The sequence below is a fragment of the Pseudomonas sp. NFPP12 genome (genome assembly GCF_900103205.1).
In the GTDB taxonomy this organism is placed as follows: domain Bacteria; phylum Pseudomonadota; class Gammaproteobacteria; order Pseudomonadales; family Pseudomonadaceae; genus Aquipseudomonas; species Aquipseudomonas protegens.
Map to the genome: position 1 here is coordinate 249,599 of NZ_FMWW01000008.1, position 22,225 is coordinate 271,823.

A 22,225-nucleotide genomic window follows, 5' to 3' on the forward strand; every position below is an offset into this window, starting at 1 on the left:
AAAGCGCCCCGCCTAATGTAAAGGACACTTTACTAAAAGGAGATCGCCCATGGGCACCAAACGCTATTTCAGGGAATTCGGCCTGGCCTTGCTGGCCTACATCGCCTGCGTGCTGCTGAGCAGCCACTGGTTGGCGGACATGAACCCGGGCCCGGGCAAGATCGCCCTGGCCCTGGTGCCGGTGATCCCCATGGTTGCCATGGCCCTGGCGGTGGTGCGCCAGTTGCGACGCATGGACGAACTGGCCCGGCGCATCCAGCTCGAAGCCCTGGGCCTGTCCTTTGTCTGCACCGCGCTGATCACCTTCAGCTACGGCTTCCTGGAAACCGCCGGCCTGCCCCGGCTCTCGATGTTCTACGTATGGCCCGTGATGGGCCTGGTCTGGGCCCTGGCCACGGTGGCCGGCGTGCGGCGCTACCGATGAACAACCAACTGCGCGAACTGCGCACCCGGCAAGGCTGGTCCCAGGCCGAACTGGCCACCCGCCTCGAGGTGTCACGGCAGACGGTGAATGCCATCGAGACCGGGCGCTACGACCCCAGCCTGCCCCTGGCGTTCAAGATTGCCCGGGCCTTCCAGCTGCCCATCGAAAGCATTTTCAGCCCCGACGAGGACTGAACCGCCGGTGAACCAATCTGGCCCAAGGGTGCACCGCTTTCGCCCCCGGGCCACAGGCACCCGGTGCAGGGGCACGGGCATCGGCTATAACTGCTGGGGCGCCCGGCCCTGCCGTCAAGGATTGGCACGGCGCCTGCAACAGCGTGGCATCACTGCGACCAGGGACAGGCCCATGACCCAGCACGAACCCGGCAACGACTACCCCTTGAGCGAAGTTCCGCAGCACGCCCGCAAGGGCCTGGCCTCCATGGCCATGGTGCTGCTGGGCTTCACCTTCTTCACTGCCACCATGTTCGCCGGCGGCAAGCTGGGGGTGGCCTTCGACTTCACCACCCTGCTGGTGGTGATCCTCGTCGGCAACCTGCTGCTGGGGATCTACGCCGCCAGCCTCGGCTACATCGCCTTCAAGAGCGGGCTGAACACGGTGCTGATGGGGCGCTTCTGCTTCGGCGAACGGGGCAGCAAGCTCAGCGACCTGATCCTGGGTTTCACCCAGATCGGCTGGTACGCCTGGGGCACCGCCACCGCCGCGGTGGTGCTGGGCAAGTATTTCCAGCTGGATCCGGGTGCGGTACTGGGGCTGATGCTGCTGTTCGGCATGGCCTTCTGCGCCACCGCCTACATCGGTTATCGCGGCCTGGAGATCCTGTCCTGGATCGCGGTGCCGGCCATGGGCCTGCTGTTGCTGCTGTCGATGTGGGTGGCCACCCGGCAGGTCGGCGGCCTCGACGGTTTGCTGAGGGTCACGCCAAGCGCCAGCCTGGACCTTTCCAGCGCCATCACCCTGGTGTTCGGCACCTTCGTCAGCGGCGCCACCCAGGCCACCAACTGGACCCGTTTTTCCCGCTCGGCGCGGGTGGCGGTGAGCGCCAGCCTGATCGGCTTCTTTATCGGCAACGGCCTGATGGTGCTGATCGGTGCCTACGGCGCCATCGTCTACCAGCAGCCGGACGTGGTCGAAGTGCTGCTGCTCCAGGGTTTTGCCATGGCGGCCATGGCCATGCTGCTGTTGAACATCTGGAGCACCCAGGACAACACCATCTACAACTTCGCCGTGGCCGGCTGCAACCTGTTGCGCACCGACCGGCGCAAGACCGTGACCCTGGTGGGCGCGCTGATCGGCACCCTGCTGGCGATGCTCGGCATGTACGACCTGCTGGTGCCCTACCTGATCCTGCTGGGTACGGTGATTCCGCCGATTGGCGGGGTGATCATGGCGGACTTCTTCTACCGCTGGCGCGGCCGCTACCCGCGCCTGGCCGACAGCCAGTTGCCGGCCTGGAACTGGCCGGGTCTGGCCGCCTATGGCCTGGGCACCCTGGCGGCCTTCTGCTCGCCCTGGGTCGCGCCGCTGGTGGGCATCGGCGTGGCCAGCCTGAGCTATGTCCTGCTCAGCGCCTGGCTCGGCGCCCGCACCAGCGCCACCCTCGACGCCCGGGCCTGAACCCGGGCCTTGCCCTCCCGGCGCGTTCAGGGTCTATCATGACCCGCCCCGAACCAGTTGCCTGCTTCGACCGGTACCGGTTGAAGCACAGCCCAATGACCGAGGGACAAGGGCCGCCGCCCGGATCCCACGGCTGAACCGCTGATTGCCCGACCCGAGGAACCGCTCCGATGCTGATCACCAACGCCCGCCTGCGCCACCGTGAAGGCCTGCACCAACTGCACCTGGAAAACGGCCGCATCGCCCGCATCGTCCAGCAGGGCCCGGACGCCCCCACCGCCGCGCCGGCCTTCGGCCCCGAGCACCTGGATGCCGGCGGCAACCTGGTGGTGCCGCCCTTCGTCGAACCGCACATTCACCTGGACGCCACCCTCACCGCGGGCGAGCCGCGCTGGAACATGAGCGGCACCCTGTTCGAAGGCATCGAGTGCTGGGGCGAACGCAAGGCCACCATCACCGCCGAAGACACCCGCGCCCGTGCCCACAAGACCATCCGCGCCCTGGCCGCCCACGGCATCCAGCATGTACGCACCCATGTCGACGTCACCGACCCGGACCTCACCGCCCTCAAGGCCATGCTCGAAGTGCGCGAGCAAAGCGCGCACCTGATCGACCTGCAGATCGTCGCCTTCCCCCAGGAAGGCATCGAATCGTTCCGCAACGGCCGCGAGCTGATGGAAGAAGCCATCCGCCTGGGCGCCGATGTGGTGGGCGGTATTCCGCACTTCGAATACACCCGGGACCAAGGCGTGAGCTCGGTGAAGTTCCTCATGGACCTGGCCGAACGCACCGATTGCCTGGTGGACGTGCACTGCGACGAAACCGATGACCCGCATTCGCGCTTTCTTGAAGTGCTGGCCGAAGAAGCGCGCAGCCGGGGCATGGGCTCCCGGGTCACCGCCAGCCACACCACCGCCATGGGCTCCTACGACAACGCCTACTGCGCCAAGCTGTTCCGCCTGCTGGGGCATTCGGGCATCAGCTTCGTCTCCTGCCCCACCGAAAGCATCCACCTGCAGGGGCGCTTCGACAGCTTCCCGAAACGCCGCGGCGTGACCCGGGTCAATGAGCTGCTGGAGGCCGGGATGAACGTGTGCTTCGGCCAGGACTCGATTGTCGACCCCTGGTACCCCCTGGGTAACGGCAACATCCTGCGGGTACTGGAAGCCGGCCTGCACATCTGCCACATGCTCGGCTACCGCAACTTGCAGAACGCCCTGGACCTGGTCACCGACAACAGCGCCAAGGCCCTGGCCCTGGGCGAGCGCTACGGCATCGAAGAAGGTCGCCCGGCGAACCTGCTGATCCTGTCTGCCGACAGCGATTACGAAATGATCCGCAGCCAGGGCCTGGCGCTGTACTCCATCCGCCACGGCAAGGTGCTGATGCAACGGCAAATGGCCCAGGTGCAATGGCAAGACGCATGACCTGCAAAAAACCGTAGGCGCCAGCTTGCCGGCGAAGGCGCCCGTCAGATCGCCTTCGCCGGCAAGCCGGCTCCTGCAAGAAGCTACAAGCGCACGGCCTGACCAAACAGGCAGACCCGGCGCAGCTCGCCATCCTGTTCCTCCAGGCGCAACGGCGCGGTGCCGCCGGGCATCACCACCTGCACCTCGCCAGCCTTGACCCAGCCCACCCGCCACGCCGCGCTAGCCACGGCGCTGGCGCTGGTGCCCGACGACGCGGTCGGCCCTTCGCCCCGTTCGAACACCCGGGCGACGATGCGCTGCGCCGATTCCCGCGCCGCCCATTGCAGGTTGACCCCCGCCGGGCAGGGTTCGCCGCTGCCCAGGGGCAAGGCAAAAGCAGTGGCCGTCAGCCCTTCGGCCAGGGGCGCTTCGAGCATCTGCGGGTTGCCGGGCAAGGCCTCGGCATCCTCCAGCAGGGTCACGCAGTGGGGGTTGCCGATGCGCACGAACTGGCTGTGCTCCCACCGCGGGTCGAGTGCCTGCAACGGCGCCACCCGGCTCAGTTCGCGTCCGTTCAGGGTCACCGTCTCGACGCCAATGGCGGCCACCGCCTCGGGCCCGAAGGACGGCTGGCCGAGGTCCAGCCAGAACCCTGGCACCCCCGCCACCCGGGCCGGCTCCACCACTGTGGCCACCGGCGAGGTACCGGTGGGCTGGTCATGGTGCACCTGCAACAGGGTTGGCCCCTGCTCGGCCAGCAACCCCTGCTCGGCCAGGGCCTGGGCAAAGATCGTCAAACCATTGCCACTGCGCTCGGCCAGGGTGCCGTCGGTGTTGACGATCAGCAGATCGAAGGGCGCCACGTCCTGGAACGGCCCCACCAGCAGACCGTCGCTACGGTGGGCCTTGGCCCCCGGCGGGCGGGTGCCCGGAGCCCAGTCACAGAGGGCGGCGATGGCCTGCTCGCTCCACAAGCGCCGGTCCCGCGCGGCCTGGGCGGCGCTGCCGGGCAAGGCGACCCCCAGGCTGCGCAACCGCGCGGGTGTCACCACCCCATAGATGTTGCCCCGTGCATCGTAGAACGCCGCCATCACACCGCCTCCTGGAAAACCGAGCCGCTGACATTACGGAGAAACCGGCGGCTCGACCAGAGGCCTGGAGACTCCCGGTGAGCGCGCGGGGCATCGCCACGCCTCGGCTCAGCGGATCGGCAGGGCCATGGGCCGGATCGGCGCGGCGTCCGCGCCACGCAACTTGAGCGAGGCACCGATAAAGGCGAACTGGTAGACCTTGTCCCGGGCCAGCCCTTCCAGGTTCACCAGCTCCATGATCGGCGCGCCCTGCATCGCCAGCAGGTAAGTGTGCAGCGGCAGGTAGTTGCCCTCGACCTCGGACGGGAAGGTTTCAAAGCTCAGGTTGTCCGCCCCCACCACCATGGCGCCGCCCTCTTCCACCAGGAACTTCGCCGCGTCCAGGCTCAGGCCCGGCGGGTTGGCCATGTAGCGCTGGGCATTGTCGTAGTCACGCATGCGCCCGGTGCGGATCAGCACCACGTCGCCCTTTTCCAGCGCCACCTTCTGCCTGGCCAGGGCCTGCTGCAGGTCGGCGCGGGTGACCCGGTAGCTGTCCGCCAACTGCTCCAGGCCCTTGGCCGCGGGCACATCGATCAGCACACCGCGAGCAATGATCGGCGGCAGTTTTTCCGCACCAGTGACGTTCCAGCCGCGGTCCCCCAGGTGCTGGTCGGCGCGGTAGCCGTTCCAGATCTTGCCGTTGAGGCCGAAGTGGTTCAGGGCATCGATATGGGTGCCCATGTGGGCGTACATCGACACCGCCGAACCGCTGTAGCTGACGTGCTGGTTCATTGGCTCGCCCACTTGCATCGGGTCGGCGATCACGTTGCCGTGGGGGGTGTGGGTCATCCACATCTGGTAAGGCGGGTCGCCGGCGGCCTGCCAGCTGGGCATGCCGACAAAGTAATCCACCGCCAGGTCATAGGCCTGTTCACCAGTGACCCGGGCCATGATCGCCGCCCGGGACTGGGGGGTGATCAGGTTCAGGCGACCGATCTCGTCCTTGGGGCCCCATGGGCTGATGCCCACCTCGGGCCGGGCCGCCTCGGCGGCACTGCACAGCCCGCTGACCAGGGACAGGGCCAGTAGCCCGGAAACCATCTTCGACATTGCGCGAATCGCCATGACAACACTCCTGTGAAATGAGGTGCCCATGGTATTGAGTGGCAGATCAGAGATAATCAGCCATTTCGTGGATACATATTCAACCCGGGAGAAACAATATGGATGTGTTGTTGGCCATGCGCACCTTTCGCCGGGTGGCGGAACGCTCCAGTTTCAGCCAGGCCGCCACCGACCTCGGGCAGTCCACGGCGGCGGTGAGCAAGCAGGTGCGCCAGTTGGAAGAGCGCCTGGGCAGCCTGTTGATCCTGCGCACCACCCGACGCATGAGCCTGTCGGAGGCCGGGCAGCGCTACTTCAGCGAGTGCTGCCACCTGCTGGACGAACTGGACGCCCTGGAGCGGGCCACCCAGGCCGGCCTGCACGAACCCGGCGGGCGCCTGCGAGTGAATGCGCCACTGTCCTTCGGGCTCAAGGTGCTGTCGCCGATCCTGGTGGCCTTCATGCAGCGCTACCCGCAATTGCAGGTGGACCTGACCCTCAACGACCAGGTGCTGGACGTGGTGGGCGAAGGCTTCGACGTGTCGCTGCGGATTCGCCGGCAACTGGAGGACTCCTCGCTGATCGCCCGCCAGCTGGGGCAGGTGGAGCAGATCATCTGCGCCGCGCCGGCCTACCTGCAGGCCGCGGGCACGCCGGCAAGCATCGCCGACCTGCATCAGCACCGCTGCCTGGCCTACCGCCTGGCGGAACACCCGGGGCGCTGGCACCTGCAAGGCCCGGAAGGCCAGACGCGGCTGGAGCTGCCGGTGCATTTTTCCGCGGACAACAGCCTGCTGCTGGCCGACATGCTGGTGGCCGGCCTGGGCATCGGCGCCCTGCCGGGCTTTGTCGCCCAGCCATTGCTGGACAGCGGCCAACTGCTGCGGGTGCTGCCGGACCAGCACCTGCCCGGGCGGCATATCTATGCGCTGTACCCCAGCCAGCGGCACCTGTCGCAGAAGGTCCGGGTGTTCGTGGATTTCCTGGTGGAAGCGCTGCAGGCCCCCTGAACCTCAGCCGGCCGTGGGCACTTCCAGGCCGACCTTGACCCGGTTCATCGCCACCAGGGTCTTGAAGCGCTTGACGTTGGGGTTGTCGAAGAACAGTTCGCGGGTCAGCTGGGTGTACTGGGCCATGTTGCGCACGCAGAAAATCAGCACGAAATCGCACTCGCCGGCCACGTAGTAGCACTGCTGGACCTGGGGGCAGGCCTGGAAGTTGCGCTTGAGGGCGTCGATCTGGTCGATGCGCTCACTCTCCACTTGCACCTCGACGATGATGCTCAGTTCGTGCCCCAGGGCATCCGGCGCGACGATGGCGCTGTAGCGCTCGATCACCCCCTCGTCGCAGAGGCGCTTGAGCCGCCGGTTGACCGCCGCGGTGGACAGGTTGACCCGCAGCCCCAGCTCGCTTTGCGCGGTGCTGGCGTCACGTTGCAGCTCGGCGAGCAGCTTCAGGTCGTAGGCGTCGAGGCTGGCATTCATGGGCAGGAAAACTCCGGGAAGGAACGGCACGCACTGCAACGTTTTTGTGCACAGCCGCCGATTATGCGAAACAAACCGCCGGCCCGCGCAAATTTATTTCACCCGCAACCCTGTGCAGAAGCACTGCGCTGCGGATTTCTGCAACCTTCGAGGGCCAGATTTGTCACAATCCCCACCCGGCCGCCATCACGCCATGGGGGCATCAGGCGGCCGGCAGCGAGTTCGATCGCCAAGGATTTTTATGACTGCCAGCAACACCCACTTCCAGGCCACCCCCGGCCGCCTCGAACAGATGTCCACGCGCATCGCCTTTTTCATCGCCGGCTTCGGCATTGCCGCCTGGGCCCCGCTGGTGCCCTACGCCAAGGCCCGGGCCGGGCTCGACGAAGGCACCCTGGGCCTGTTGCTGCTGTGCCTGGGGGTGGGTTCGATCCTCGCGATGCCGATTGCCGGCGCCCTGGCCGGGCGCTTCGGCTGCCGCAAAGTGATGGCCGGCGGCACCCTGCTGATCTGCCTGGCCCTGCCCTTGCTGGCCACCCTGACCTCGATTCCGCTGCTGATGGCCGCGCTGTTCATGTTCGGCGCCGGGCTGGGCGGCGTGGATTCCACGGTCAACCTGCAAGCGGTGATTGTCGAGCGGGCCAGCGGCAAGACCATGATGTCGGGCTTTCACGGGCTGTTCAGCCTGGGCGGGATCGTCGGCGCCGCGGGGGTCAGCGCCCTGCTCGGCCTGGGCCTGTCGCCACTGGGCGCGACCCTGGTGGTGATCGCCCTGATGCTGCTGGCGCTGCTCAAGGCCGCGCCGCACATGCTGCCCTATGGCAGCCAGAGCTCGGGCCCGGCCTTTGCCGTGCCCCATGGTGTGGTGCTGTTCATCGGCTGCCTGTGCTTCGTGGTGTTCCTCGCCGAAGGCGCGGTGCTGGACTGGAGCGCGGTCTTCCTCACCGCCGAGCGTGACCTGGATGCCGCCTACGCCGGCCTGGGCTACGCCGCCTTCGCCCTGACCATGACCCTGGGCCGCCTGACGGGCGATGCCATCGTCCATCGCCTGGGCGCGCGCCGGGTGATCATCATCGGCGGCACCACGGCCGCCGCTGGCCTGTTGCTGGCGACCCTGGCCCCGGCCTGGGAGGCGGCGCTGGTGGGTTATGCCCTGGTGGGCGCGGGTTGCTCGAACATAGTGCCGGTGCTCTACACCGCCGTGGGCAAGCAGAACGTCATGCCCGAAAGCATCGCCGTGCCGGCCATCACCACCCTGGGTTACGCCGGCATCCTGGCCGGGCCGGCGGTGATCGGCTTCATTGCCCATGGCAGCAGCCTGAGCGCGGCCTTCGGCCTGATCGCCGTCCTGCTGCTGGCGGTGGCCGCCAGCGGCAAGGTACTCAAGGTCTGAGCCACTTAAGCACAGCATTGCACCAGGGATTCGCCGCCCTCCATGCAGGAGCTGGCTTGCCAGCGAAGGGGCCGCCAATCAGGGCTCATCCTCCAGAACCTGTGCCGCTCGGGGGATTCGCCGGCAAGCCGGCTCCTACAGGGGCCGCCAGCCATGGCCCATCTCCCAGAACCTGCGCCGCTCTGGGGATTCGCCGGCAAGCCGGCGCCTGTTGCGGGGGTCAGAAGCCGACGCTGGCCTGGACAAAGAAGGTCCGGGGCGCGCCCACGTAGATCCCCGAGTTGTTGTCGCTGGAACGGGTGAAGTACTGGCGGTCGAAGACGTTCTTCACGCCGGCCCCCAGCTTCAGGTTCGACAACTGCGGCCCGAAGTCATAGCCACCACGGATGTTCCACAGCACATAACCCGGCATGTCGCCGTACCGGCCATCGGCGCTGCCATCGGTGATGTAGTTGCCGTTGAAGCTGCCGTTGGCGTTCACCCCGGTGCCCGGCGAGTGCTGCTTGGACTGGGCGAAGGCGTCGATGTTGTAGGTCCAGCGGTCAATGTCGTAGCGCAGGCCGACAGTGGCCACCTGGCGCGAGTAGAACGGCAGGTCGCGGCCCTTGAAGCCGGGGATCTCGCCTTCATAGCTGGCGCGGGTGTAGGTGAAGCCGGCGTTGGCGGTCAGGCCGTCAAGGCGTGGGTCCAGGGCGGCCAGGTCGTAATGCATCGAGGCTTCCAGGCCCTGGTGCTTGGTGGCCCCCAGGTTGGTCCAGCCCACGTCGTTGCTGATGTATTGCAGCTCGTCGTCGAAGTCGATGTAGAACAGCGTCACTTCACCGCCCCATATATCGTCGTTGTAGCGGGTGCCGATCTCGTAGGTCTTGGCCTTCTCCGGGCTCAGGCCGTTGGCCGTCTGGTCGCCCTTGCCGCCCTGGCCCAACTGGAAGTACTGCAGGCTGCCAAAGGAAGTTTCGTAGTTGGCGAACAGCTTCCAGGCATCGGACAGGTGATACATCACGCTCAGGGCCGGCAACGGTTCGTTGCTGTCGATGCTGCGGCGCTTCTCCTGCACTCGCACGCCGTTGGTGCCCGGGACCGGCCGGTCGTGCCAGTTGGTGCTGATGTCCTCGAAACGGATGCCCGGGGTGATGGTCCAGTTGCCGACGTCGATCTTGTCGTCGATGTAGTAGGCATTGGCCTCGGTGCCGCCGGTACGGTCCTGGTAGACATGGCCGTCGGAATCCGCGGTGAGCACCGGCTGGTTGTTCACCAGGGCCACGCGGCTGGCCTGTTCATGCATGCCTTCCTTGAGGTAGCGATAACCCACGCTGACTTCCTGGGTGGTGGGCCCCAGGTCGAACACATGGGACACCCGCGGCTCGATGCCGAAGGTGTAGTAGGTGCGCGGGTAGGAGACCAGGGTCTTCTGGTCGCTGGCGGCAATGTTGCTGCCGCGGAAGCTGTCGGAGTAGTAGGTCAGCACTTCGAACTGGGTGCGGTCGTCGACCTGGCGCTGGTACTTGAAGGACACATCCTTGCGCCGGCCGCTGAAGTTGTCCCAGTCGCGATCGGAGTCGTAGGGCTTGGCGTCGTACTGCTTCTGGGTCAAGCCGCCGGGCATGTCGGCGGTGGCGTCGTAGTAATGCAGGTTGAACCAGAACTCGTCCTGCTCGGTGGGTGCCCAGTGGGTCTTGAGGATCACGTCGTCGATGTCGTTGCCGTTGTTGCCCTCGCGGTAGCCATTGCCGTTGACCCCGGAATACAGCAGCGCCACCCCCAGGCCGTTGTCCGCAGTGCCGCCGAGGAAAGCCGTGTCGATGTGCTTCCAGCCGCCCTGCCGGGAGGTTTCCAGGGTGGTGCCGATTTCCCCGGTGGCCTTTTCCGGAATCGCCCGGGTCACGAAGTTGATCACCCCGCCGACGTTCTGCGGCCCGTAGCGTACGGAACCGGCGCCGCGCACCACATCGATGCTGTCCAGGTTGCCGGAGGAAATCGGCGCCATGGACAACTGCGGCTGGCCATAGGGTGCAAAGGCCGCCGGCACGCCGTCGATCAGCACCGTGGAGCGCGGCGACAGGCGCGAGGTCAGGCCGCGCACGCCGACGTTCAGGGAAATATCGCTGCCACCGGTGCCGTTGGCATCCTGGACCTGCACCCCGGGCACCCGGCGCAGCACGTCGCCGACGTTCATCGCGCCCTGCTCCACCATGGCCTCACGGCGGATCACTGTGCGTGCACCGGGGTGGTTCTGGACCTTTTGCACATCGGCATCGCCCAGCCAGTCGCCCACCACGCTGATGCTGCTGGTGCCCAGTTCCAGGGCACCGCCCGTGGCTGCCGGAGCCGGGCTCAGGGTCACCGAACCGCCGTCGATCCGGTATTGCAGGCCACTGCCCTGGAGCAACTGGCCCAGGGCCTGTTCCGGGGACAGGTTGCCGTCCACCGCCGGGGCCTGCTTGCCGGCCACCAGCTCGGGGCTGAAGAACACCTGCAGCGAGGTCTGCAGGCCCAACTGGCTCAGGGCCTGGCCCAGCGGCTGGGCCTGGATGTGAATGGCGGCGGCTTGCCCGGCCTGGGCCTGGGGCAAGGCCGCACTGACCGCCAGGGCCAGGGCCAGGGGCAGCCAGCGGCGCGCGGGCAACGGGGATACGGCGGGAGAAACGGCTATTTTTTTCACGTCGGCGGCAGTCCTGTCGATCACACTAAGATGCGTCTGTTAATGCAAACCAGTTGCAGTTGGACAAGAAGACGATGAACTGAAAAAAAACCTGAATCTAACGTGAAAAAATTTCCTGGCTACCGTCGGCAAGGGTCCGCACCTCCACCGGCAGGATGCTCGGCAGGGCCTTGAGCAGGGCCTGGGTGTCGTCGGACTTGAACACGCTGGTCAGGCGCAGCTCACCCACTGCTGCGCTGGCCACCCGCAGGGGCTGTTCGCGATAACGCGAGACTTCGGCCACCACCTCGGCCAGGGAGGCGTTGTTGAATACCAGCTTGCCGCTGCGCCAGGCCGTGAGCGCCTCGGGGTTCACCGCGTAGGCCTGAGCCACCTTGCCGTGCTCATCGACATGGGTGCCCTGGCCCGGGGTCAGGGCAATGAAATCATCCGTCGCGGCGTCGCGCCCCTGCACCTTGACCCGGCCCTGCTCTACCGCCACCCGGGTCTGGCGTTCATCGCGGCGCACATCGAAGCGGGTGCCGGTGACCGTGACCCTGCCCGCTCCCGCCGCCACCACGAAGGGCCGATCCGTGTCGTGCTCGACGTTGAACAGGGCTTCGCCTTCCACCAGCTCGATCAGCCGCTGGTTCCTGGCATAACGCACCTGCAGGTGGCTGCGGCTGTTCAGGTCGATCTGCGAGCCATCGGGCAAGGCCACATGGCGGCGCTCGCCCAGGGCGGTCATGAATTGCGCGCTGTAGGAAACCGGTTGGTTGAGGCCACTGAACAGCCCCAGGCCCACGGCCAGCGCCGCCACCCCGGCAGCCAGGGCAAAGCGCAGCAGCGGGCGCCGCCGGGCCTTGGCCGGCGGGGTGGCGCACAGCGCTTGCAGGCGCGCCCTGGGCACCAGGTCGGTGGCCGCCCACAGGGCTTCGAGCAACTGGAACTCGTGCCGGTGCTGCGGATCTTCGGCCAGCCACTGCTGGAACCGCAGTTGCTGCTCCGGGCTCACCTCGGGCTCCTGCAGCCGCGTGAACCAGGCCGCCGCCTCGTCACGAATCCTGGCCTGCGCGCTGGCGCAATCGCGGCTGTCCATCATGCAAATTCCTGTTTGGCAGAGGGTGAGAAATCGCCACGACTGATCATGGGGCCGACCCGTCCAGACGGTCGCGCAGATGCCGCAGGGTGCGGATCATATACTTTTCCACCATGTTCTTTGACAGCCCCAGGCGCTCGGCGATCTCGGCCTGGGTCAGGCCTTCGATCTTCTGCCAGACAAACACCTTGCGACAGTTGACCGGTAACTCGCCAAGCGCCCGTTCGATGGAATCGGCCAACTGGATCGCGTGCATGAAATGCTCCGGGTCGCCGCTGGGCGACACGCTGAGGTGGACCCCCTGTTCTTCCAGGGCACCGCGCCGGTCTTCTCGGCGAAAGGCATCCACGGCGATATTGCGCGCGGTCTGATGCAGGTAGGCGCGCGGCTGCTGCACCGTGGCGGCATCGGATTCCAGCACCCGGACAAAGGTGTCGTGGGCCAGGTCCTCGGCCTGCTGGCGATTGCGCAAGCGCCGGGTCCAGGTGCCGATCAACTCTTCGTAGTGCTCGAAAAAGCCTGGTCTGCGGGGCGGCTTGGCTGTCATCGCGGGGCGCTGGGGAAGTGGGGCGTGAATAGTAATGCTTCGCATTAATGCAGGCAATGGATTCACCGCCCACCTCGCGCCCGGCGGTCGGCCCTAGCGGCTGTACCAGCGCGGCGACTCGACAAACAGGTGAGTCTGCCCCGCCACCAGCCAGTCCCCCAGGCACTGTTGCAGGTGGGCCAGGCAATGCACGGCCAGGTAGATTTCGTGGTACGGAATGACCATCAGGCGCAGGCTCAGGCCCATGGGCCCGCCTTGTACAATCGGTTCATCTCGGCGCCCTTGTTTTATTTATACCGAACAATTAACCGATATAATGAACGGCGAAATTTATCTGCGTCAAGAGAATCAAGGATGATTTAATAGAGATATGAACGATAAAACGAACGACCCAACCTCCCTGTCGCCCATCGGCCTGCTGGCCATGGCCATCAAGCGCGAGCGCCTGAACGCTGGTTTCTCCGTTTCGGAACTGGCCAAGCGGGCTGCGGTGGCCAAGTCCACCCTGTCCCAGCTGGAAGCCGGGCTGGGCAACCCGAGCATCGAGACCCTGTGGGCCCTGGCCCAGGCCATGGGCTTGCAGGTGACGCGGTTTTTCCAGCAACCGGCGCATCAGCTGAAGGTCATCCGTGCCCACGAAGGCACCACCGCCCATGCCGAGGATGCCCACTACGCGGCGACCCTGCTCGATGACTGCCCGCCGGGGGCGCAGCGCGACCTGTATCGCCTGAAGGCGCAACCCGGCCAGGCGCGCCAGTCCAAGGCCCACCTGCCGGGCACCGTGGAACACCTGGTGATCTGCAGCGGGCGGGCCCTGGCCGGGCCTGCGGACAGCCCGGTGAGCCTGGAGGCCGGCGACTACATCCGCTACAGCGCCGACCTGCCCCACGTGTTCGAAGCCCTGGAGGCCGACACCACGGCGATCCTGGTCATCGAACATCGCTAGAGCCCGGGCATTTATCTGCAGGGCCAAGTCTGGAATCATGGCCCCCCGCCTCAACAGGAGTGAGCATCAATGCCGTATTTCTCCCGCCGCGCGCCCCTCCTCGGCCTGCTGCTGGCCAGCCTTGCCGCCCAGGCCGCCCCCAAGCAGGACCAGGACCTTCACATCTACTACAGCATGGTGCCCGGCCAGTTCATGCTGATCGGCAAGGAGCCCGATGGCGGGCCGACCTACTCGGGCACCGCGGTGATCCGCTACGAGAACCAGGCCCTGACCCTGGTCAAGACCATCGACGGCAAGACCACCACCGCCACCGGCAAAGTGGAACGGGCCACCATGGCCGAGGCCGATGTGCTGCGTTTCAGTTGGCCAGGGCACAACGCCACCTGCCTGGTGCGCGGCGACCTGGACAACTATTCACGCTTGAGCTGCTACTGGACCCGGGACGGGGTGGACCACAAGGAGCCGGGGCTGGAGGCCTATTTCCCCACCGAAACCTGGCCCGGCCATCAGGACTGAAACCCGCCCTTCTGTGCTCCCCCACTTTAGCGAGCCACGCCATGATCCAGATCGTCGAATACAGCAACCCCACCATCGCCAGCCCGTGATCGACCTGTGGAACCGCAGCTTCGGCTACGACACGGCCCACAACACCCCGAGCCTGGCCATCGACCGCAAGCTCGCGGTGGATGACGCTCTGTTCTTCGTCGCCCTGGACCAAGGACAGGTCATAGGCACCCTGATGGCCAGCTATGACGGCCACCGCGGCTGGCTCTACGCCCTGGCGGTGGACCCGCAACAGCGCCGGCTCGGCACTGGCCGGGCCCTGGTGCGCCATGGCGAACAAGCCCTGCAGGGCCGCGGCTGCCTGAAGATCAACCTGCAGATCCTCAGCAGCAACGCCGCCGTGCAAAGCTTCTACCAGGCCCTGGGCTATCAGGTCGAACCACGGATCAGCATGGGCAAGGTAATCAGCGCCAACCTCCCCGAACACCTGCGTGGCTAGGGGCCGCCGCCCCACCCTCACCAGTTGTGCCGGTTGCTGCGCGGTGGCGCCAGCAGTTGCTGGGCCAGGCTGGCGGCCGCCAGCGGCGAGGCACTGTGCAACAGCGGATAACCCCAGAACTTTTCATAGGTATCGGCAAAGGCCTCGACCCCGGCCTGGGCCTCGGGCTCCGGGGCGATGACGATCATGGCTTTGATCCAGCGACGGATCGCCGCCTTGTTGCGTTTCATCCATAACGCCCCCTGCTTGAGCAATGCCTTGCTCTGCTCGGTGTTGCGCTGCGCAGGATCGGGCATGGCATCGCTCATCAGGACAAAGGCCTGACCGCGCTGCATCAACGATTCCAACTGCTGGAACGGCTCGACTCCCGGCTGCCCGGCGCCTTTGGCGGGGCGCATCCAGACCAGGGGAAAATGCTGATGATCGAAGTACATGGGAACACCTCAAGAAAGCTGATAAACAAGAATGGTTATCATCTTCCCGTATAAACCTGTCCGCATCAGTCGAGATTGACAAATTATTGATCAATCCGGCCAAACGACCGCAGTGATGGAGGTGGCCGCGGCGGTTTCGCAGGCGCTGGTGTGCGTCAAGCAAGGCCCTGCGAGCCTTTGCGCAGCCTCGCGGGCTCGGCGGCTACAGGGGTAGGTCGTGTTCCAGGGCCTGGCGGCGTTCGGCAAAGAAGCGCCCCGGCGGCTGGCCGACGGCTTTCTTGAACATGCGGATAAAGGCGCTGGCGCTGTCATAGCCCAGGGTCAGCGCGACCCGTTCCACCGAGTCGCCCCGGCCCAATTGCTTGAGCCCCAGAAGAATGTGCAACTGGCGCTGCCAGCGGCCGAAGCTCAGGCCGGTCTCGGCCACAATCAGACGGCTCAGGCTGCGTTCGCTGAGGCCGATCTGCTCGGCCCATTGCCCAAGGCTCAGGCGGCGTTCCGGCTGTTCAAGGATCTGCCCGGCCAGGCGCCGCAGCTGTTCATGCCGGGGCATGGGCAGGTGGATCTGCTCCCGGGGCGCCGCCGCCAGCTCGTCCAGGGCCACGGCCATCAGCCGCCCCTCGGCTCCCTGCTGGTCATAGAGATAGGGCAATTGCGCGCAGCGCTGCAGCAGTTCCTGCAATAGGGGCGACACTGCCAGGGTGCAGCAGGCCTGCGGCAGTGAGCGGGCATGCTCGGGTTCGACGAACAGGCAATAGCCCAGGGCGTTCTCCAACCCCTGGACCCGATGGTCGGTGGCGCTGGGGATCCATACCGCGCATTGCGGCGGGGCCAGCCACAGGCCCTCGGCGCTCTCGCAACTGAGCACGCCGGACAATGGGAACAGCAGCTGGGCCTTGCGATGGCTGTGCCACGGCCGCTCCCAGCGCTGTTCCTGAGTCGAGATGCGCAAGGCGCACACCGGGCGCGCAATCGCATCCGGATCCTGGGGCTGATCCTGTTCGTTCAAGACGGGCATCCACCTTCCTCCACGGCGTCGGGCCATGCCCGCCATCCGTCTGACGGCCAGGCAAGCCCTGCAAGGTCGAGGATTGTGCCGGGCCCCTGGGGGGTTAGCCAAGAACCGCGGGGCACACCGCTCTTCATCCCAGTGCCCTAGCGGTAATAGCCATAGCGATAGCAGCAGCCGTGGTAGTGCCCGGGGTAAACCACGCAACCGCCCAGGGAGAGCATGGTGGCCATGACAATCAGCAGTGCAATGCGACGGGACATGGTGAATTCCTCATGGGTTCAGTGATACGACCGGCAAACGCCACTGGCGACCATCGCCAGCCGTGGCTGCACGGTTACTGATTCAACGGCGCAGCGCGCAGAGATCCGTCGCCGCCCCTGCACAAATATTTCCAGCCGCCGCTGCCCGCGCCCTGCCCCCGCCAGCTGAACCCGGGTTGAACCGGGCGCGGATATAAATTTCATTTGCCCGCGACGGATTCCCAGCCCATCTATCGTTGAACCCATCAGCTGCGTTCATCAGCGAACGCAGGCCTGAAGGAGTCATCATGAAGCTTGTCCGTTCCCTGCTGCGTCTGCGCACGTTGCTGCTGATCCCCCTGGCACTTGGTGCGCTGGCAAGCACGCCCTCCTATGCCGAAACCATCATCATCCAGCAGGCACCACCGCCCATGCGCTATGAGCCGATGCCGGTGGCCCGCCCCGGCTACGCCTGGGACCGCGGCAACTGGCGCTGGCGCGGGCACGGCTACGTCTGGGTGCCCGGCCACTGGCAACCGGTGATGCAGCCCGGGCGCTGGATGCCCGGGCATTGGCAGGCCCATGGGCCGCGCTGGTACTGGGTCGAAGGCCGCTGGGTGCGCTGATGCCGTGATGCCCTGGACTACCCCGTTAGCGCACCGAAACTTGCCCACTTGAACGAAACCGACCCGGATCTGGAGTTGCTCAAACGCATCGGCAACAACGACGCGCAGGCCGTGAAGGAAATGGTCACGCGCAAGCTGCCGCGCCTGCTGGCCCTGGCCAGCCGGCTGCTGGGGGATGCCGACGAAGCCCGGGACATCGCCCAGGAGAGCTTCCTGCGGATCTGGAAACAGGCCGCCAGTTGGCGCAGCGAACAGGCACGGTTCGACACCTGGTTGCACCGGGTGGCGCTGAACCTGTGCTACGACCGCCTGCGCCGGCGCAAGGAACATGTGCCGGTCGATAGCGAGCACGCCTGCGAGGCCCTGGACACCCGCCCGGCGCCCGATGAACAACTGGAGGCCAGCGCGCAGAGCCGGCGCATGGCCCAGGCCCTGGACCAGCTGCCGGATCGCCAGCGCGAGGCGATCGTCCTGCAGTACTACCAGGAACTGTCCAACACCGAGGCCGCGGCGCTGATGCAGATCAGCGTCGAAGCCCTGGAAAGCCTGCTGTCGCGGGCCCGGCGCAACCTGCGCAGCCACCTCGCCGAGGCCCCCGGCGCGGACCTCTCAGGAAGGAGAAAACCATGACCCCCGAACGCTTCGTGCACCTGGCCGACGCCTATGGCGCCGACCTGCAACGCTGGCCCAGCGCTGAACGCACCGCCGCCCAGGCCCTGCTCGACTGCGGTGATGCCCAGGCCGTGGCAGCCCTGCGCCAGGCGCACTGGCTCGACAGCCAGCTGGACCGCTACCAGGTGCCCGCACCGAGCCCGGCCCTGGCCCGGCGCATCATCGCCGCCGCGCAGCAGCCCGGCGCGCCGTTCTGGAGCCGCTACGCCGGCTGGCTGGCCTCCCTGGGCTGGGTCGGGGTCGGCCTTACCGGAGTCGCCGCCGGCATGCTTGCGGTGGCCCTGAGCCTGCCGCTGTCGACCTCCGCCGAGGCCCTGCCCAGCGTGTTCGACCAGAGCGACGCGGAATTCGTCCTGAGCATCAATGCCGAGGAGGCCGAACAGTGAGCCTGTCCATGCGTGCACTGAAAACCTGCCTGGTGCTGTCGTTGCTGATCAACGTGTTCCTGATCGGCGGCGTGGCCGGCGGCCTCTATCAGTGGCTTGGCCACCCCAAGCCGGCCCAGGCCCTGGCGGTACCCCAGCACGGCCTGCGCCAGGCCATGGCGCAGATGCCGGAAGAGCGCCGGCGCCAGTTGCGCCAGTTGCTGCGCCAGACTCGCATCGATAGCCAGCCGCTGATCATCGCCGGGCGCGAGGCGCGCCAGGCGGTGGTGCGTGAACTGGGGGCCGAACCACTGGACCGCAATGCCCTGGATGCCCAACTGGGCAAGTCCCGGGATGCCGACATCGCCCTGCGGGCCCGGGTCGACGAGGTCCTGGCCGACTTTGCCGGCGGCCTGTCGCTCAAGGAGCGCCAGCAACTGGTGGACGCCATGTACCTGCGGGGCCCGGGGAAAAACCGCGCAGCCAATAGAGATTGAAGGCCCGGCGACGGATTTCGCCCCGGGCCACGTTCAACCCTCAACCGCCCGCGATGGCCGCGGGCCCACTGCCCCCTCAGGAAACCGCCCATGCTTCGTACGATCCAAAGCATTCTCATCGCCACCTTGCTTGGCACCACCCTGGCAGGCTGCGTGGTGGCCCCGGCCCATCCTCGCCGGCCGCCACTGCCGCCGCCCATTGTCGAGGTGATTCCGATGGCGCCGGCGCCGAGCTATCACTGGGTTGCCGGGCATTACCGCTGGCACGCCGACCAGTGGGTCTGGACACCGGGGCATTGGCGCTATTGATGGCTAGCCGGCCACCGCTTCCAGCAGCCAGGCCTTGAACGCGCCCATGGCCGGGGTTTCGGCCCGGGATTGCAGGCGGGTCAGCCAGTAGCTGCCGGTGACAATGCCGATGTCGAAGGGCTGCACCACCGCGCCACTGGCCAACTGGCGCTGGAACATCAAGGGCGGCGCCAGGGCCACGCCCAGGCCTTGCAGCGCCGCTTCGAGCATGCCCAGGGACGAGTCGAAGACCACGCTCTGGGGCAACAGGCTGTTGGCCCCCAGCCCCGCCGCCTGGAACCACTGCGGCCATTCGTCGGTGCGGTAGGAGCGCAGCAAGGTCTGCCCCAGCAGGTCCGCCGGGCTGTGCAACTGGCGGGCAAGTTCCGGCACGCACAAGACCGACAGTGGCGCCTGCAACAACGCCAGCGCCTCGATGCCGTGCCAGGCCCCGGTGCCAAAGCGGATGGCATAGTCCAGGCCTTCCGCCGCCACGTCCACCCGGTTGTTATTGGTGCTCAGGCGCAGGTCGACATAGGGATGGCGTGCCTGGAAGTCCTCCAGCCGCGGCAGCAGCCAGCCCACGGCGAAGGTGCCCACCGCGCCCACCGTCAGCACTTCACGATAGTGCCCACCCTCGAATCGTCCCAGGGTCTGGGCGATGCGGTCGAAGCATTCGCGCAGCACCGGCAGCAGGGTCTCGCCTTCGCTGGTGAGCATCAGGCCCCTGGGCAGGCGCTTGAACAGGGTGACGTTGAGCTGGGCCTCCAGGCTCTTGACCTGGTGGCTGACCGCCGCCTGGGTCACGCACAGCTCGATGGCCGCACGGGTGAAACTCAAGTGCCGCGCCGAGGCTTCGAAAGCCCGCAGCGCATTCAGGGGCAGATGGGGACGGAGCATGGGCATTCCCTAGTTTTTCTAATGGCTCGTGCGAAATATGGTCGTTTGTCGATGCGCCGTAAACTGCCTACATTGGCCTCGCTCGCGCAGCACCGGCCACGCCCTCCTGTGCCAGGAAGGCTTCGCGGGCAGGCCGCCTGAGGCGCTCCCACGAAGAACGCCGGGGCCGCAAAGCCGCTGGGACAAACGCGGCGTACATAACCAGAACCCAGGGAAACCAACCAATCATGCGGCACACAACCTTGACCGGACTAAGCGTCATCAGCGCCTGCGCACTGCTACTGGGCGCCTCCAGCGCCTTCGCCGAGACCACCGCGGACAGCGCGCTGAAAACCACCGTGGACGCCACCATCCGCCCGCTGATGCACCAGCAGGGCATTCCCGGCATGGCGGTGGCGATCATCGCCAACGGCAAGCGACATTACTTTAACTACGGGGTTGCCTCCAAGGACAATCAACAGCCGGTGGACAACGACACCCTGTTCGAGGTGGGTTCGGTGAGCAAGACCTACACCGCCACCCTCGCCGGCTACGCCCAGGCCAGCGGCAAGCTGGCCCTTGAGGACCACGCCAGCCAGTACCTGCCGGCCCTGCGCGGCAGTGCCTTCGACGGCATCAGCCTGCTGCAGCTGGGCACCTACACCGCTGGTGGCCTGCCCTTGCAGTTCCCCGACGAGGTGCAGGGTGAAGACAAGACCCTGGACTACTACAACACCTGGAAACCCACCTTCAGCCCCGGCACCCAGCGCCAGTATTCCAACCCCAGCATCGGCCTGCTCGGCTACCTGGCCGCCCGCAGCCTGGGCCAGCCCTTCGACCGGCTGATGGAGCAGACGCTGTTTCCCAAATTCGGCCTCAAGCACAGCTACATCCATCTGCCCAAGGACCAGCTGGGGCACTACGCCCAGGGCTACGACAAGCAGAACCGGCCGATCCGCCTCAGCCCCGGGCCGCTGGACGCCGAAGCCTACGGGGTCAAGACCAGCGCCCCGGACCTGCTGCAATTCATTGCCGGCAACCTGCAACCGGGCCAGTTCGACCGCCCCCTGCAACAAGCCATGGTGGCGACCCAGAGCGGCTACTACCAGGTCGGCGACATGACCCAGGGCCTGGGCTGGGAGCGCTACGCCTACCCGGTGCCCCTGGCGCGCCTGCTGGCGGGCAACTCATCGGCCATGGCCCTTGAGCCGCACCCGGTGCAATGGCTGACCCCGGCCGCAGCCCCCAAGGCCGACGCGCTGTACAACAAGACCGGTTCCACCAGCGGTTTCGGCGCCTATGTAGTGTTCGTGCCGAGCCAGCAGATCGGCATTGTCCTGCTGGCCAACAAGAACTACCCCAACGAGGAACGGATCAAGGCCGCCCACGCCATCCTCACGGCCCTGGAGACCGGGAAGTAATCAACCCGGCAGCCCCTCCGGCGCCTGCGCCTGCCCGCAACGCCACCTGACCTTCGGTCACGTGGCGTTTTTCCTGTTGCCTCGTCCAGAGTGGCGCCTAGACTCAAACCAGCCCCCTCGACCGCGCACTCGGGCCAGGCCAGCCACTGGCCCGGCGCTTGCGACGCCGGGCCTGATTCAAGGTTCGCGCTGAACCTTCTGCCAGGCTTTCCGGTCGATAACTGCAACCTGGCCAGGCTTGCCGGCGCTGCTGCGCCGGTCATCGCCCGGGCACCACAGCCGCTGGAGAAACGTCCGTGATATCGACCCTGCAGATCGCCAGAATCAAAGCCTGGGGCGCCCATGGCTTCACCGCCACCGGGGTGGTCAGTGCCTTGCTCGCCACCCTGGCACTGTTCGACAACCAGCCCAAGGCCTGCCTGCTATGGCTGGGGGTGGCGCTGCTGGTGGATGGCGTCGACGGCTCCCTGGCGCGCAAGGTCAAGACCAGCTCGGTGCTGCCCAACATCGACGGCTCGGTGCTGGACCTGGTGATCGACTACCTGACCTATGTGTTCATCCCGGCGCTGTTCATCTACCGCTACATTCCCCTGCCGGAATACAGCGCGCTGCTGGCCACCTCGCTGATCCTGCTGTCGTCGCTGCTGTGTTTCTGCAACGTCAACATGAAGAGCCACGACAACTACTTCCAGGGCTTTCCCGCGGCCTGGAACGTGGTCGCCCTGTGCTTCTACCTGATCGAGCCCGGCCCCTGGCTGAGCCTGCTGAGCATCTTCGCCCTGGCCCTGCTGACCGCCACCCGGGTGCAGTTCCTGCATCCGTTCCGGGTACGCAAGTGGATGGGGCTGAACATCATCGTGACCTTCGTCTGGCTGCTCAGCGGCGCATTGCTGATCCTCAGCCACCCGCTGCACAGCCCGCCGATCATGGGCTTGTGGCTGGCAGCCTCGGCCTACTTTCTCGGCGTGTGCCTGTGGCGTTCGGCCCAGGAATGGTTCAGCAAGGCCAACTGAACCCGGGCCGCGCGAACC

Annotated in this window: 26 protein-coding genes; 16 read left to right on the forward strand and 10 right to left on the reverse strand. The window is 66.5% G+C overall.

Annotated features, from left to right (window positions below; all coding sequences use genetic code 11):
- Nucleotides 1–49: 49 nt before the first annotated feature.
- The 4 genes from BLS75_RS30450 to codA all read left to right on the forward strand — a co-directional run bounded on the left by BLS75_RS30450 (nt 50) and on the right by codA (nt 3,489).
- Nucleotides 50–424, forward strand: coding sequence for a hypothetical protein (locus tag BLS75_RS30450; RefSeq protein WP_011062314.1), 375 nt, complete (start codon nt 50–52; stop codon nt 422–424).
- A complete protein-coding gene (locus BLS75_RS30455) occupies nt 421–618 on the forward strand; it encodes a helix-turn-helix transcriptional regulator (RefSeq protein WP_015636377.1) in 198 nt (65 codons plus the stop codon). The genes BLS75_RS30450 and BLS75_RS30455 overlap by 4 nt, the downstream gene beginning before the upstream one ends.
- A gap of 172 nt (nt 619–790) precedes the next feature.
- Nucleotides 791–2,062 carry a cytosine permease gene (codB, locus tag BLS75_RS30460; protein WP_072452625.1) on the forward strand — a complete coding sequence of 424 codons (1,272 nt, stop codon included), beginning with the start codon at nt 791–793 and terminating at the stop codon, nt 2,060–2,062.
- Between the two features lie 170 nt (nt 2,063–2,232).
- Nucleotides 2,233–3,489 carry a cytosine deaminase gene (gene codA / locus BLS75_RS30465; protein ID WP_072444590.1) on the forward strand — a complete coding sequence of 419 codons (1,257 nt, stop codon included), beginning with the start codon at nt 2,233–2,235 and terminating at the stop codon, nt 3,487–3,489.
- An 83-nt stretch (nt 3,490–3,572) separates the two neighbouring features.
- Here codA and BLS75_RS30470 read toward each other — a convergent pair whose 3' ends face one another.
- Together BLS75_RS30470 and BLS75_RS30475 are read right to left on the reverse strand one after the other, a co-directional pair.
- The gene (locus tag BLS75_RS30470; protein ID WP_072452623.1) at nt 3,573–4,562 is read right to left on the reverse strand and encodes a diaminopimelate epimerase; all 990 of its coding nucleotides are present in this window, start codon (nt 4,560–4,562) and stop codon (nt 3,573–3,575) included.
- 108 nt (nt 4,563–4,670) lie between these two features.
- Entirely contained in the window at nt 4,671–5,669 is a 999-nt protein-coding gene (locus BLS75_RS30475; RefSeq protein WP_019092926.1) for a cyclase family protein, read from the reverse strand.
- Between the two features lie 98 nt (nt 5,670–5,767).
- Here BLS75_RS30475 and BLS75_RS30480 point away from each other — a divergent pair, with 98 nt between their 5' ends.
- Nucleotides 5,768–6,658 (forward strand): LysR family transcriptional regulator, encoded by an 891-nt coding sequence (locus BLS75_RS30480; RefSeq protein ID WP_019092925.1) that lies wholly within the window; start codon nt 5,768–5,770, stop codon nt 6,656–6,658.
- 3 nt (nt 6,659–6,661) lie between these two features.
- Here the strand turns inward: BLS75_RS30480 and BLS75_RS30485 are convergent, their stop codons facing one another.
- On the reverse strand, nt 6,662–7,132 hold the full coding sequence (locus BLS75_RS30485; RefSeq protein WP_011062321.1) for an Lrp/AsnC family transcriptional regulator: 471 nt from the start codon (nt 7,130–7,132) through the stop codon (nt 6,662–6,664).
- 241 nt (nt 7,133–7,373) lie between these two features.
- Between BLS75_RS30485 and BLS75_RS30490 the strand changes: the two genes are divergently transcribed.
- Nucleotides 7,374–8,525: an MFS transporter gene (locus BLS75_RS30490; RefSeq protein WP_011062322.1), complete on the forward strand. Its 1,152-nt coding sequence runs from the start codon at nt 7,374–7,376 to the stop codon at nt 8,523–8,525.
- Between the two features lie 220 nt (nt 8,526–8,745).
- Here the strand turns inward: BLS75_RS30490 and BLS75_RS30495 are convergent, their stop codons facing one another.
- From BLS75_RS30495 to BLS75_RS32465, 4 genes are all read right to left on the reverse strand, one after another.
- Nucleotides 8,746–11,187, reverse strand: coding sequence for a TonB-dependent siderophore receptor (locus tag BLS75_RS30495; protein ID WP_072452621.1), 2,442 nt, complete (start codon nt 11,185–11,187; stop codon nt 8,746–8,748).
- A gap of 97 nt (nt 11,188–11,284) precedes the next feature.
- On the reverse strand, nt 11,285–12,268 hold the full coding sequence (locus BLS75_RS30500; RefSeq protein WP_072452619.1) for a FecR family protein: 984 nt from the start codon (nt 12,266–12,268) through the stop codon (nt 11,285–11,287).
- Nucleotides 12,269–12,311: 43 nt separating this feature from the next.
- Nucleotides 12,312–12,812, reverse strand: a complete 501-nt coding sequence (locus tag BLS75_RS30505; RefSeq protein ID WP_011062325.1) for a sigma-70 family RNA polymerase sigma factor — start codon at nt 12,810–12,812, stop codon at nt 12,312–12,314.
- A gap of 93 nt (nt 12,813–12,905) precedes the next feature.
- On the reverse strand, nt 12,906–13,058 hold the full coding sequence (locus BLS75_RS32465) for a hypothetical protein (RefSeq protein WP_011062326.1): 153 nt from the start codon (nt 13,056–13,058) through the stop codon (nt 12,906–12,908).
- A 124-nt stretch (nt 13,059–13,182) separates the two neighbouring features.
- On the opposite strand from BLS75_RS32465, the gene BLS75_RS32775 reads away from it, so the two are divergent.
- The 3 genes from BLS75_RS32775 to BLS75_RS30520 all read left to right on the forward strand — a co-directional run bounded on the left by BLS75_RS32775 (nt 13,183) and on the right by BLS75_RS30520 (nt 14,761).
- Entirely contained in the window at nt 13,183–13,758 is a 576-nt protein-coding gene (locus tag BLS75_RS32775; protein WP_011062327.1) for a helix-turn-helix domain-containing protein, read from the forward strand.
- A 69-nt stretch (nt 13,759–13,827) separates the two neighbouring features.
- The gene (locus BLS75_RS30515) at nt 13,828–14,274 is read left to right on the forward strand and encodes a hypothetical protein (protein WP_015636386.1); all 447 of its coding nucleotides are present in this window, start codon (nt 13,828–13,830) and stop codon (nt 14,272–14,274) included.
- An 85-nt stretch (nt 14,275–14,359) separates the two neighbouring features.
- A complete protein-coding gene (locus tag BLS75_RS30520) occupies nt 14,360–14,761 on the forward strand; it encodes a GNAT family acetyltransferase (protein WP_239690697.1) in 402 nt (133 codons plus the stop codon).
- A 17-nt stretch (nt 14,762–14,778) separates the two neighbouring features.
- Here BLS75_RS30520 and BLS75_RS30525 read toward each other — a convergent pair whose 3' ends face one another.
- Together BLS75_RS30525 and BLS75_RS30530 are read right to left on the reverse strand one after the other, a co-directional pair.
- The gene (locus BLS75_RS30525) at nt 14,779–15,195 is read right to left on the reverse strand and encodes a hypothetical protein (protein ID WP_072452617.1); all 417 of its coding nucleotides are present in this window, start codon (nt 15,193–15,195) and stop codon (nt 14,779–14,781) included.
- Nucleotides 15,196–15,397: 202 nt separating this feature from the next.
- Complete coding sequence (locus tag BLS75_RS30530) at nt 15,398–16,213, reverse strand: AraC family transcriptional regulator (protein WP_011062330.1); 816 nt, start codon at nt 16,211–16,213, stop codon at nt 15,398–15,400.
- Between the two features lie 541 nt (nt 16,214–16,754).
- On the opposite strand from BLS75_RS30530, the gene BLS75_RS30535 reads away from it, so the two are divergent.
- The 5 genes from BLS75_RS30535 to BLS75_RS30555 all read left to right on the forward strand — a co-directional run bounded on the left by BLS75_RS30535 (nt 16,755) and on the right by BLS75_RS30555 (nt 18,915).
- The gene (locus BLS75_RS30535; RefSeq protein ID WP_072452615.1) at nt 16,755–17,072 is read left to right on the forward strand and encodes a YXWGXW repeat-containing protein; all 318 of its coding nucleotides are present in this window, start codon (nt 16,755–16,757) and stop codon (nt 17,070–17,072) included.
- Nucleotides 17,073–17,120: 48 nt separating this feature from the next.
- Entirely contained in the window at nt 17,121–17,702 is a 582-nt protein-coding gene (locus BLS75_RS30540; protein ID WP_015636390.1) for an RNA polymerase sigma factor, read from the forward strand.
- Nucleotides 17,699–18,130, forward strand: coding sequence for a hypothetical protein (locus tag BLS75_RS30545; protein ID WP_072452613.1), 432 nt, complete (start codon nt 17,699–17,701; stop codon nt 18,128–18,130). Before BLS75_RS30540 ends, BLS75_RS30545 begins: the two co-directional genes overlap by 4 nt.
- An 8-nt stretch (nt 18,131–18,138) precedes the next feature.
- On the forward strand, nt 18,139–18,606 hold the full coding sequence (locus BLS75_RS30550; protein ID WP_239690698.1) for a periplasmic heavy metal sensor: 468 nt from the start codon (nt 18,139–18,141) through the stop codon (nt 18,604–18,606).
- Nucleotides 18,607–18,696: 90 nt separating this feature from the next.
- Nucleotides 18,697–18,915: a YXWGXW repeat-containing protein gene (locus tag BLS75_RS30555; RefSeq protein ID WP_072452610.1), complete on the forward strand. Its 219-nt coding sequence runs from the start codon at nt 18,697–18,699 to the stop codon at nt 18,913–18,915.
- Between the two features lie 3 nt (nt 18,916–18,918).
- Here BLS75_RS30555 and gcvA read toward each other — a convergent pair whose 3' ends face one another.
- Nucleotides 18,919–19,794 (reverse strand): LysR family transcriptional regulator, encoded by an 876-nt coding sequence (gcvA, locus tag BLS75_RS30560; RefSeq protein ID WP_011062336.1) that lies wholly within the window; start codon nt 19,792–19,794, stop codon nt 18,919–18,921.
- A gap of 227 nt (nt 19,795–20,021) precedes the next feature.
- Between gcvA and ampC the strand changes: the two genes are divergently transcribed.
- Nucleotides 20,022–21,194: a class C beta-lactamase gene (gene ampC / locus BLS75_RS30565; RefSeq protein WP_011062337.1), complete on the forward strand. Its 1,173-nt coding sequence runs from the start codon at nt 20,022–20,024 to the stop codon at nt 21,192–21,194.
- A gap of 296 nt (nt 21,195–21,490) precedes the next feature.
- Nucleotides 21,491–22,207: a phosphatidylcholine synthase gene (gene pcsA / locus BLS75_RS30570; RefSeq protein WP_053152815.1), complete on the forward strand. Its 717-nt coding sequence runs from the start codon at nt 21,491–21,493 to the stop codon at nt 22,205–22,207.
- The last annotated feature ends 18 nt before the right edge of the window (nt 22,208–22,225 follow it).

What these genes read in the sequence shown, in the direction of transcription:
- BLS75_RS30505 (WP_011062325.1), bottom strand. Translation starts at nt 12,812, where the DNA reads ATGACAGCCAAGCCGCCCCGCAGACCAGGCTTTTTCGAGCACTACGAA.
- gcvA (WP_011062336.1), bottom strand. Translation starts at nt 19,794, where the DNA reads ATGCTCCGTCCCCATCTGCCCCTGAATGCGCTGCGGGCTTTCGAAGCC.
- BLS75_RS30515 (WP_015636386.1), top strand. Translation starts at nt 13,828, where the DNA reads ATGCCGTATTTCTCCCGCCGCGCGCCCCTCCTCGGCCTGCTGCTGGCC.
- BLS75_RS30475 (WP_019092926.1), bottom strand. Translation starts at nt 5,669, where the DNA reads ATGGCGATTCGCGCAATGTCGAAGATGGTTTCCGGGCTACTGGCCCTG.
- BLS75_RS30525 (WP_072452617.1), bottom strand. Translation starts at nt 15,195, where the DNA reads ATGTACTTCGATCATCAGCATTTTCCCCTGGTCTGGATGCGCCCCGCC.
- BLS75_RS32775 (WP_011062327.1), top strand. Translation starts at nt 13,183, where the DNA reads ATGAACGATAAAACGAACGACCCAACCTCCCTGTCGCCCATCGGCCTG.
- BLS75_RS30545 (WP_072452613.1), top strand. Translation starts at nt 17,699, where the DNA reads ATGACCCCCGAACGCTTCGTGCACCTGGCCGACGCCTATGGCGCCGAC.
- codA (WP_072444590.1), top strand. Translation starts at nt 2,233, where the DNA reads ATGCTGATCACCAACGCCCGCCTGCGCCACCGTGAAGGCCTGCACCAA.
- BLS75_RS30535 (WP_072452615.1), top strand. Translation starts at nt 16,755, where the DNA reads ATGAAGCTTGTCCGTTCCCTGCTGCGTCTGCGCACGTTGCTGCTGATC.
- BLS75_RS30490 (WP_011062322.1), top strand. Translation starts at nt 7,374, where the DNA reads ATGACTGCCAGCAACACCCACTTCCAGGCCACCCCCGGCCGCCTCGAA.
- codB (WP_072452625.1), top strand. Translation starts at nt 791, where the DNA reads ATGACCCAGCACGAACCCGGCAACGACTACCCCTTGAGCGAAGTTCCG.
- BLS75_RS30455 (WP_015636377.1), top strand. Translation starts at nt 421, where the DNA reads ATGAACAACCAACTGCGCGAACTGCGCACCCGGCAAGGCTGGTCCCAG.
- BLS75_RS30480 (WP_019092925.1), top strand. Translation starts at nt 5,768, where the DNA reads ATGGATGTGTTGTTGGCCATGCGCACCTTTCGCCGGGTGGCGGAACGC.
- BLS75_RS30485 (WP_011062321.1), bottom strand. Translation starts at nt 7,132, where the DNA reads ATGAATGCCAGCCTCGACGCCTACGACCTGAAGCTGCTCGCCGAGCTG.
- BLS75_RS30530 (WP_011062330.1), bottom strand. Translation starts at nt 16,213, where the DNA reads ATGCCCGTCTTGAACGAACAGGATCAGCCCCAGGATCCGGATGCGATT.
- BLS75_RS30470 (WP_072452623.1), bottom strand. Translation starts at nt 4,562, where the DNA reads ATGGCGGCGTTCTACGATGCACGGGGCAACATCTATGGGGTGGTGACA.
- BLS75_RS30550 (WP_239690698.1), top strand. Translation starts at nt 18,139, where the DNA reads ATGCGTGCACTGAAAACCTGCCTGGTGCTGTCGTTGCTGATCAACGTG.
- BLS75_RS32465 (WP_011062326.1), bottom strand. Translation starts at nt 13,058, where the DNA reads ATGGGCCTGAGCCTGCGCCTGATGGTCATTCCGTACCACGAAATCTAC.
- ampC (WP_011062337.1), top strand. Translation starts at nt 20,022, where the DNA reads ATGCGGCACACAACCTTGACCGGACTAAGCGTCATCAGCGCCTGCGCA.
- BLS75_RS30500 (WP_072452619.1), bottom strand. Translation starts at nt 12,268, where the DNA reads ATGATGGACAGCCGCGATTGCGCCAGCGCGCAGGCCAGGATTCGTGAC.
- BLS75_RS30555 (WP_072452610.1), top strand. Translation starts at nt 18,697, where the DNA reads ATGCTTCGTACGATCCAAAGCATTCTCATCGCCACCTTGCTTGGCACC.
- BLS75_RS30450 (WP_011062314.1), top strand. Translation starts at nt 50, where the DNA reads ATGGGCACCAAACGCTATTTCAGGGAATTCGGCCTGGCCTTGCTGGCC.